The following is a 10,036-nucleotide window of genomic DNA, read 5'->3' on the forward strand; positions in this document are numbered from 1 at the left end:
TATTTTGCCTAATATGCCTAAAGCACTTTGATTTTGTGCATCTCTTGTGGCTACTTCATTTTGGTCTATGGTTAATGCGGTTTGGACTGCACTTTGAAATACTCCTAAAAATGTCTTTGCCATAAAATCACTATATGCTAAAGCCTTTTGGTCATCTGTAAAAGCGTAGCTTGGCATATATTTTACAAAACTATCTAATGCGTCTTTATATATTTGACTATCTTTCATCTTAGCTTCTATAAAATCAAAATTCTCTTGGAATTTCTTTAAAGTGAGATTTTTTGTGTCTAACATGTTAAATCTTTTTTTGTCATCTTTTTATAAACTTTTACCTTTTTTGTATCTCATCTGTGCTTAAATCCTTTTCTACTTTACTTTTTGTTGGGATTGTATGCTGTTTGTTTTTCATTTCTACTTCCTTTTTATCAAACTTCCCTTTCACAATATCTTCAAAGTCATCACCATATATAGCTTTTAGTCTCTCTATTTCAGAATCACTTGCCCTGCCTAAAAAGCTATGCAATTCTGCTTGTCTTACTAGCATTTCATTCAAGCTATTTCTAAGCTCTGCTACACTCTCTTTGTTGGCAATCTCTTTTTCATAAGCCTTTTTTGCCTTTTCTCTTGTATCTTTTGCTTTTTGTATCTGCCCTTGTAATTCTTTTATATATTCATCACTTATAAGCTTATTGTAGCCATTATGAAATCTTTGCATATAGTTTTTATCTGTATATGCAGCATCTCTTACATCTAGTCTTATAGAAATGCTTAAAGCTTCATTTAAATCTTTACCGAGATAAAAGTCAATCATGCCGCTATATCCCTTTTTTGCTAAGATATTTAATCCACGATACTCACATATTACTTTAATGTTATCGCTAGACTTTGCAAAGTCTTGTATGATTGCATTTAGTTTTTCATTAGCTAAAGATTCAGGACTTTTTTCTTTTTCTTTCTTTTTGTCTTTATCTTTTGTAGCCTTTGGTGTGTCTGTTTTATTATCTTTATTTGTCTTTGCCTTATTATCCTTAGCAAAGTTTATTTTCTCTTTTCCAAAGCTTATAGTGGTATTATCTTGTGTTTGCTTTTTAAAAGCTTCTAGTGTGTTTATATCCTTTTGCATACTAGATTCTAATTTATTTGCATTCTCTATTTTATTGTGATTATTTTTAAGGATTAAATCATGTGTGCTTATAGCATTCTCTACTTCATCAATGGATTTTACTATATTCATAGCTTCTAACTCTTGTTCTGCATTAGGGCTAGTCATAGCTTTTAGTCTGCCATGCAAGTTGTCTTCGCTTATATCTTCTATTACTCTTGTTTTAAGGTTTGGGTCTTGTATTTGTTTTATTATCTTTGTTTTCTGCTCTAGTGTTTGAAGCATTAAGCTATCACTCATTTGTTCTGTTACATAAGTATAGATTCTAGCTTCAAAGTCAGGGACTAAATCCATTAAGCGATTACCTTGTCTTATAATCCTACCTTCTCTTTGCTCCATATTAGCAGGTGTCCAATCTAAGTCTAGGTGATGTATTGCTGCTAGTCTTTCTTGGAAGTTACTCCCTGCACCCATTTTACTTGTGCTACCGATTAATACTCTAATTTCACCGCTATTAATCTTTTGAGATAGAGTTTCTTTTTTAATGCCCTCAAAGTCATGCACGAATGCTACTTCGTTTTCTTTAATACCTTTTTCTATGAGTAAATCTTTTAAATCATTATAAGCACTAAATCCATCACTTCCCCTTGCAATCTTGCTTTCTAAATCACTTGCTTTATCTCTTAGTTTTTCTAGTTGATTATCGCTTAGATTATGAGATTGATTTTGTATTACTGAATCTATTCTTTCTAATTCTTTTTGCCATTTCTCTAGTGTTTCAGGTTTGATGGGCTTTTTTGGCACTGAAGTATCTAGGAATACTAATTGTGTGCCTTTATGCTCGTTAAAGTCATTATACACTTCTAGGATATTATTAGCTGCTGCTGATATTTTTCCATTCTCATCTCTTGTATATGAAGAATCAATTAAACGCATATCAATACTTGCTTTATTAGAATCAGAGATAATCTTTAGCATATTATCCCCGCCTTTCTCCATTGCAGCCTTAGGATTATCTTGTAATTGTTTTGCCCTTTTTTTCACACTCTCCATAAAATCTATTTGTGCTTGGTTTCTTTTTAATACAACAGGTATTCTTCTTACCTTTGGTTCTATAATCTTGCCACCTTCTTCTAGTATAGCTTTTTGCATATCTTCTTTAGTTACTAAGTCTGCAAACTTATAATACATAGCTTTTAATTCTGGTAGGTTTGAGAAGTCTCTAAGCCTTGAAGTGAGTTTATACTCCCCTGTTGCTTTCATTTCAAATTCACTACTAGCCCCAGCAAACATCTTACACCATTCATCAAATACATCTACACCCTTATCCTCTAAATCCTTATGTCCTAAAAACTTCTGTAAAGTATAAATGTCACTAATGAAGTTTGTAATTGGTGTGCCTGTTGCAAATAATATTCTATTGTTAGGTAACTTTCTCATGTGTTTTATTTTCATGTAGGCATCAATTGCTCTTTGTGAATCAGCACTGCCTATACCTCTTACATTTCTTTGGGCTGTAAATATAGGCAGATTCTTTAGATAATGTGCTTCATCAAACATTAAAGTATCTATACCTAAATCTTCAAAGAATACATTCTGTTTATCATTGGCTACACTCATAGAATATTTAGTTGCTCTATCTTCTGCTTTTTCTATGCGGTTTATAATAGAACCTATCTCTCTTTTAGAAGCATTACTTTCTTTTTGTAATTTCTCTTTTATTTGCTTTAAATACTTTACTTCCCTTTCTATATATTTCCCAAAAGCCTCTGGGGATACATTCATGTTTGTAAAAGCTGTATAGGTTGTAATGATAATATCATGGCTATTGTTTTTAAGACTTGCTAGGGCTCTGTTTTTAAAAATTTTGTATGTTTTTTTGTTACAATACGATTATTAATTTGGCTACAAAATCTGGGAGAATTTAATGCTAAAAGAGTTAAAAACTATTGAGATTATAAGCGATTATTTGCGTCAATGTAGTGTTTTAAAAGAGATAGAATCCATTACAGATATTTATAATTTTTTTGTATATTTGCAAGAAAATAAGCATACATTTAATACGCTTTATATCTACAACTATCTCTATCATTTTATAAGCTCAAATGAAGTCGCAAAACGAAAAACTAGTGCTAGGGTATTTGAGGATTTATTGGCTATTTTATTTAACGCACAAGTTGCAGATACAAAACAAAGAAAGAATCTAAGCTATGAAGTGAGTGATTATTTTATCAATGTTAAAGATAATATCGCTTCAAATCGTAGAGAAAAGGCTGATGTGATTTTTACAAATGGCTACTCTTTTTCTGTAAAAACTTTGATTGCAAAAAAAATAAAGAAATAAATATGGGTAGCTTTGAGAAAAAGGTGCTTTTTGATTCCTTAAAAGTAGATAATTATCTAAGTGAGCGAACTTCAAGTGATGGTGCTGGAGTAGGAAGCAAACCGCAGTTTTTAAAGCTACTTACACTTATTGAAACGCTTTCGAGCTATGAAAGTTTTAGAGAGAAGTTTAATAAAATGGTAGAGTTTATTTATGCTGATGATTTGCTTTTAGCTATTAAAGATGATACAAAAATGCAGCTTTATTTTTTAAGTGGGAAGGAACTTGTAAGATTATTTCATAGCTTAAGTGAGAATAAAAACAAGTTTTTAAGCATTGTCAATCGCTATGAGGGCAATTCATTACGCATTGATAGAGATATTTTACTGCAAGAATGCTCTATGTCCTTAAGCCTTGATTTTTCCTATCTTAGCTCAAGCGTGATGGAGCTAGTTGATGAGTTTGATTATTTGTTACACGAAAGCTATGTGAAATATTTTAATGGCGATAGAGATTCTAGAAATAAGGCTTTGCAGGGGCTAGAATCTTTATTTTCAAGCTTTGAAGCACAATACAAAGGTATATAGTGAGTAAAATCAAAGTGATTAGTCTTTTTTCTGGTTGTGGTGGGCTTGATTTAGGTTTTATTAAGGCTGGTTTTGAGATTGTGTTTGCTAATGATATTGATAGGGAAGCTTGTGAAAGCTATCAAAAAAATATAGGCAATCATATTGTATGTAAAGATATTTATACGCTTGACATAGATGAGATTCCAAATGCTGATATTTTAATCGGTGGTTTTCCTTGTCTTGGCTTTACTATCGCAAATGGTAAAAATCGCAATCTAAACTCACATTACAATAAGCTTTATTTAGAATACGCAAGGGTGCTAAAAGCCAAACAGCCAAAATACTTTTTGGTAGAAAATGTCGCAGGGATTCAAAGCGGAAAGGCTTTTAAAGAGCATTTTTATAATGAAATACTGCCTACTTTTGAGAGATGTGGCTATGTTGTAAAGCATACTATCTTAAATGCAAGTGATTATGGAGTGGCTCAAAATCGCAAAAGAGTGATTATTATCGGGCGAAGGGTTGATATAAAACAAGAGATAGATTTTCCAAAGCCGTTAAACAAAAAGCCAAAGACATTAAGGGAGGCGATTTTTGATTTACCTTTAGAGTATGATGAGAGTATTGCTAATCACACAGGAAGTAAGCATAAAATAAATATAAATGGCTATGTAGGTAATAGAATCTTAGCGTGGGATAAACCAGCCCCAACTATTACAGGCAGGGGCAGTAGAGGTGGCGGGGCGGTTATCCACCCTCACCCGAATTTACATAGGCGGTTAAGTGTGAGGGAGTGTGCTAGGATTCAGAGTTTTGAAGATGATTTTATTTTCTATGGGAGCAATGGAGCAGCTTACGCACAAATTGGCAATGCCGTGCCACCTTTGATGAGTTATTATATTGCTAAGGAGTTTAAAAAAGCTTTTTGTTACTATCTGTATGCTAATACCCCCAACTTTTAGTTTATCAATACCCCTTTTCATAAAGTAGTTATGAGCTGAAGCACTGAAATTATCATCTCTAATAGTAAAGTTACTATAAGGGGGACTGCCTATAATTAAATCATAAAAGTCATCTTTTGCAAATTTAGAGTTTTGGAATCCTGCATTATCTATCTTAAAATAAGGATAGATAGTCTGTGATAGTTTAGCAGTAAAAGGGTCTAGCTCGATGCCTACTACATTAGCATTTGAGTGAAACTGCCCTAAGAATCTACCACTCCCACTGCTAGGCTCTAGTATTAAATGATTATTGTTTAGTCCTAAATCTTTAGCAAGTTTTACCATAGATTCTACAATAGGTGTAGGTGTGTAGTAAGCATCACCTGCCCTGCGGAATAAATAATCAGCGTCTATCTTTGCTCCAACAGATTCACTCAAACTCTCTAAAAGCTTATTAAGGCTATCTAGTCTCTCACCTTTTTCTTTTATCACTTGATGTAATTCATTACTTGCCTTACCAAAGCCTCTAAAATTACTTAAAATCCTTTTTTCATCATCAGTTGCTACTCTGCCACTCTTTAGTATATCATCAAGCAAACTAAGAGATTCTATATTTGCGTCATATAAGGCTTTTTGTCCTTTTAAGTCTTGTATTTCTCCTAGTTTAAATTCTTTATTCAGTGTTGCTAACTCTTCAGGGTTTAGAATCCCTGCTGGATTGCTATCACTTTCTATATTGTCTGATTCTTTTGGACTTTGTTTTTCTTTTGGTTTTTGTGGTATAATGTCAGCAGGTGTTTCAGTGGGCGTTACAGGCTCTGCATATCCTGTATTCCTAGACACTGACTTACTTCCTTGAGGCTCGGGTGCAGAGGGCTTTAACTCAAGGGCTTCTAATTCTAGCGTATAAATCTTATTCCCTTTATGCTGTTCGTTTAATGTTTCTTTTAGTGTTATAAGAGCATTTGCATTATCTAAATTCATGCTATATCTGTGAAATAACACATTGGGGTTATTGCTTTTTTTGTCTTTATGTGTTTCCCTAAGTATTGCCCCTTGATACAAGTTTTCTATATCTTGCACGGCTTTAAAATGTTCTTGTGGAGTAAAGCCATTATCTATGCTTTTTTGTATTGCTTTATCACTTGTCATTTTGGCAATATTTTTGCGTGAAATTTGTGCTATTCTGCCATCATTTTGATTAGTAATATTTTTACCTATTAATGAGGTTAAAATCTCTTTTGTCTGTTCTCTTAAAATATATGTATTTTCTTTAGTATTGGTTTCTAATTCCTTGTTTTTGTCTATTAACTCCTGTGTCTCTTTTACACTCTTACCACTTGCCTTTGCTTCTTTGATTATTTCTTTTGTGGTTTTTGGTATTTCCTTGTCATGTTGAGCGTTAAGCGAAACATCTTTATTTGTTTGTGGGTAGTCAAATCTATGTAAGCCTTTTTCTTGGACTAGATTATAGGCTTTTTTGACTTCTTTTAATGCTTTTTTAATGTTACTTATCTTATATATTTCTGCAGGATATGGTGCTTTATGCAAAAAATGAAAAGCTTCCTCAAGAGTTGGCAGCAAACCTACCATTCCCCTGCCAAGTTGCTGCCTTTCTTCAAGGGTTAAAACACCAGCTTTAGCAAGTGCTTTACTATCAATTTTTAATATATCATCTTGTAAAGTTCTAGCCTCATTAAAATCTTTGATTGCCTTAGCTATATACATTAAGTTTTCAGGTTTGTCGATATTTTTTATTAATGATATCTCTTTGCTTCCATATTCATTATTATCATATTCTTTTAAGAAGTTATCGATTACTTCTTTATCAGTGAGTTTTTTGGGTTTTACTTGTGGTGTAGATTGTGTGTCTATGTCTTGTGTGGCAACTTTAGATTCTGTGTTTGTGTTAGAATCCTTTTTACCCTTTTTCTTTAGAGATACATTTCTGTGTATTCTAGTCCTTGAGTTATCCCTATCATCGTTTCCATCATGCTTATATCGCTTGTTGTCAGTCTCATCAGGTCTGATTCCAGCATTATGTCCTTGTGTATCTCTGCTAATATTAGCATTGGTTTCAATGTCGCTGCCGCTATGGCTAGAGTCATCTCGTATATCTCTTTTTTCATTAGCTTTTTCATTCCACTCTTGTGCCATCTCTTTTGTGCTTGGTGAATACTCATTGCTAATTCCATTGTCTCTTTCTGCAAGGCTTCTTGTGTCCTTATTTCCTTGCGGATTATCGCTCGTGCGTGAAGTTGCCCACTTAGTATCAGCTCCACTCTCTCTTTGAGTAGCTTCATGTCTATTGTCTGTGTGGCTGTTTTCTTTTTCTGTGTGGCTTGTTGTGTCTTGTTTTGCATGTGTATCCTTTATTTTTTGTGATTGTATTGTATCTTTAAATTTATTAACAATATGATTATTATCTAGCTCCCATTCCTTTAGACTTTTTGCAAATTCTTCTGCAACGCCACTACTAATCTTATTACTTAAAGCAATACCTTTTTTAGTATTTTGAAATTCTTTAAAAATGCTTTTATCCCAATCAATATCCTTATTAGCCTTTAAATCTTTAAGTATGCTTTCATAATCATCATATAAATCCTTATTTTTAAGCTTAAAGAAAATTTCCTTCATAGCGTATTTATCTAAATCGCTAAAGTCTTTATATTTCCTATCACCGCTTTTATTTGCATGTTTTAAGATTCTCTCAATTTCATCAATGATTAAATCTTGCCTAGATTGCAGGGCAGAAGTAAAGCTATCAAATAATTGTATTTTGTCTTTTTTGCTTAGATTTTTGCCTTGCATATTATTGATAGTTTCAAAAAAGCGTGTTGTATCTAAGTTTTCAAGGTGTAAATGTTGGTTTTGCTCTCTTATGCCTTCACTTTGATTTATTGCTTGTGTATTCTCTTGTGTTTCTTTTTGTGTTACAGGTTCTTGTGTGCTTTTAGATTCTATCTCTTTATGCTTTTGTGATTTTGTTGTATCTCTTTTTTGATTGAATGGATAGTCATCAAGCAATTTAGTTTGTATTTTTTCTATTGCTTTAAGTGCTTCATCAGCAGATTTAAAATCATCAATAATGTCTAAAGCAGCACGATTGAGAGAGTTTTTGACTTTTTCTGTTGCAGCTACATAATCATCGTATTTGATTGATACATTATCTCTAACTTCATTAAGGTGTTTAAGTGCTGCATAAACTTCTTCTCCATTATCGCTGTATTCAAGTTTTGCATGTTTCATAAACCACAAATCATCATCAGGGTCGTATTTTTTTCGAAAATCAATCATTATGTCATCGTAATAGGCACTATAAACACCCCTGTGCATTCTTTCTTTTTTTCTATATCTTGTGTGCTTTTAGACTCTATCTCTTTACTTATTTCTTGTTTTGTGGTAGGATTAGTCTCATTGTTTGGTAGCCCATTCAACGATTTGTCGTTTTTGCTACCTTGTTGGGTGAAAGTTTGGATAATACCAACGCTATCCGCAAATTTATCGCTTACCTTTTTTAATCTTATTAAATCTTTTTCTCTTACTTTTGTAGCATGTATAACTTCGCCATCATCTTTTTTAACTCCCATTTTACCGATTTTATTATCACTTAATCTTTTTACAATTAAAGCAGCGTCTAGCCTATTGTTGTTATAAAAGAATTCAGGGTTTTTCTTAATCTCTTTTATAAGCTTAAAAACATCGCTTGGCTTGTCAAACATTTCTCTATGTTTATTTACTAGGTTTTGTAAATCCGCATATATTTCACTGCCTTTAAGCTTTGCTAAGTCTCTTACATAAGGCTCTACCTCCATTGCTACTTGATAATCCGTGATAGGTTTATCATTGTTTGGCTTTGTGGTGAAATTATCCCCCAACACATTACTAAACCTATCCACTTCCACTGCTTTGTTTTCACTAGGTTTATTGTATGCTAGTAGCTTTGTGTCTTGTGTAGTGTTTTTAAACTCCTGCATAGAATCTAAAAGTTGATTAGTCTTAGCATTAATATCTCTTAAATGTGCTTTTAAATTAGCATTAGCTTTATAAGGCAGTGCTTTTATCTCATTTGTTAAAGGTTTAAAGTCTAGCTGTGCTAAAGGCTTATTTAATGCTTTTGTGGCACTCATAAACTCTTTATAGAGATTATGAAATATAAAATTCTTTATAGCTTGAGAAGTTAAAGGCAGGGCATTGCCTTTAGAATCTACAATAATGCTAAAAGGCATACTCATAAAGTCTTTAAAGCTTTTGTCTAGCTTTTGCAAGGCGTGTAGTGTCTCTTTATACTCTAATAGCTTTGTTTCATTATATGCTAGTAGTTTAGTGTCTTGTGGTGTGTTATAAGGGATTAAAGCATTATTTGCTTGTGTGCTGTTATATGGGATTAAGCCTTGTGTATCTTGTTTCATTAGATTTGTAGCAAAGCTTGGTTTCGTTTGTGTAGGTGTTGGGACTAAAAGATTACTAAAAGCATGGATTTCTTTTTTAGTCTCTGTGCGAGTATTTAAAGGCATTAAAGCCTTACTGCTTGTGCTTAATTCACTCTCTATATCTTTTATAGCTTCTTTGGCAAAGCTAATATCATCTTGTATTTGATGTAATACCCTTTGTGTTTGTGCTATAAGAGTGCTATTTGTCTTTAAGATATTGTTATCATCAAAGGCTTTAAAGCTTTGCAAGTCTTTCTCTAGCAGTTCTCTTTTTTGTAATAAATGATTATATTGTGAGTAGGCATTCTCTAGTGTCTTTTGAGTAGGTTTATCTAGCTGTATTTCCCCACTCTCTATTTTTCTTTGAAACTCTTGCATACCGAGTTTATCAAACTCTACTTCCATTTTATAAGGTGCTTCATTGTCAAAGTCATCTATTTGTCTAGTAGGCATGAAGTTAGGATTAGATTCTATAACTTCTTTTTGTATAGTCTCTATATCTTTTCTAGCTTCACTCAAAGCATTATCTATAACTTCTTTTCTCTCTTGTAATTCTTGCTTATTGGCTGTGATTGCAATTTGAGTTTCTTGTGCGTCTTTTATGGTGTAGAAACTTGCTATATCATCTTTGTCAAATTGTGTTTTCCAGTATTCTAACTCTTTTAATA

General features: G+C 32.7%; 5 protein-coding genes and 2 pseudogenes. 3 read left to right on the forward strand and 4 right to left on the reverse strand.

Features of this window, described 5'->3' with window-relative positions; all coding sequences use genetic code 11:
• Positions 1 to 294, reverse strand: a 294-nt coding sequence (locus T368_RS13940) for a hypothetical protein (protein ID WP_034595237.1), incomplete at its 3' end; no start/stop codon positions are given.
• Positions 295 to 328: 34 nt separating this feature from the next.
• Positions 329 to 2,887, reverse strand: a complete 2,559-nt coding sequence (locus T368_RS0110200; protein ID WP_004087715.1) for a helicase-related protein — start codon at positions 2,885 to 2,887, stop codon at positions 329 to 331.
• A gap of 142 nt (positions 2,888 to 3,029) precedes the next feature.
• Here T368_RS0110200 and T368_RS16850 point away from each other — a divergent pair, with 142 nt between their 5' ends.
• Genes T368_RS16850 through T368_RS15940 form a run of 3 tightly spaced genes read left to right on the forward strand, consistent with a single transcriptional unit; the run spans position 3,030 to position 4,956 of the window.
• Positions 3,030 to 3,446: a hypothetical protein gene (locus T368_RS16850; protein WP_004087717.1), complete on the forward strand. Its 417-nt coding sequence runs from the start codon at positions 3,030 to 3,032 to the stop codon at positions 3,444 to 3,446.
• Between the two features lie 2 nt (positions 3,447 to 3,448).
• Complete coding sequence (locus T368_RS16855; protein ID WP_004087719.1) at positions 3,449 to 4,012, forward strand: hypothetical protein; 564 nt, start codon at positions 3,449 to 3,451, stop codon at positions 4,010 to 4,012.
• Positions 4,012 to 4,956 carry a DNA cytosine methyltransferase gene (locus T368_RS15940; protein ID WP_004087720.1) on the forward strand — a complete coding sequence of 315 codons (945 nt, stop codon included), beginning with the start codon at positions 4,012 to 4,014 and terminating at the stop codon, positions 4,954 to 4,956. The genes T368_RS16855 and T368_RS15940 overlap by 1 nt, the downstream gene beginning before the upstream one ends.
• An 897-nt stretch (positions 4,957 to 5,853) precedes the next feature.
• Here the strand turns inward: T368_RS15940 and T368_RS17335 are convergent.
• A pseudogene (locus T368_RS17335) lies at positions 5,854 to 8,271 on the reverse strand (LPD3 domain-containing protein); the annotation flags it as partial.
• Positions 8,232 to 10,036: pseudogene (locus tag T368_RS15945) on the reverse strand (hypothetical protein); the annotation flags it as partial. The pseudogenes T368_RS17335 and T368_RS15945, both read right to left, overlap by 40 nt.

Source organism: Helicobacter bilis ATCC 51630, assembly GCF_000686565.1.
Classification (GTDB): domain Bacteria; phylum Campylobacterota; class Campylobacteria; order Campylobacterales; family Helicobacteraceae; genus Helicobacter_A; species Helicobacter_A bilis.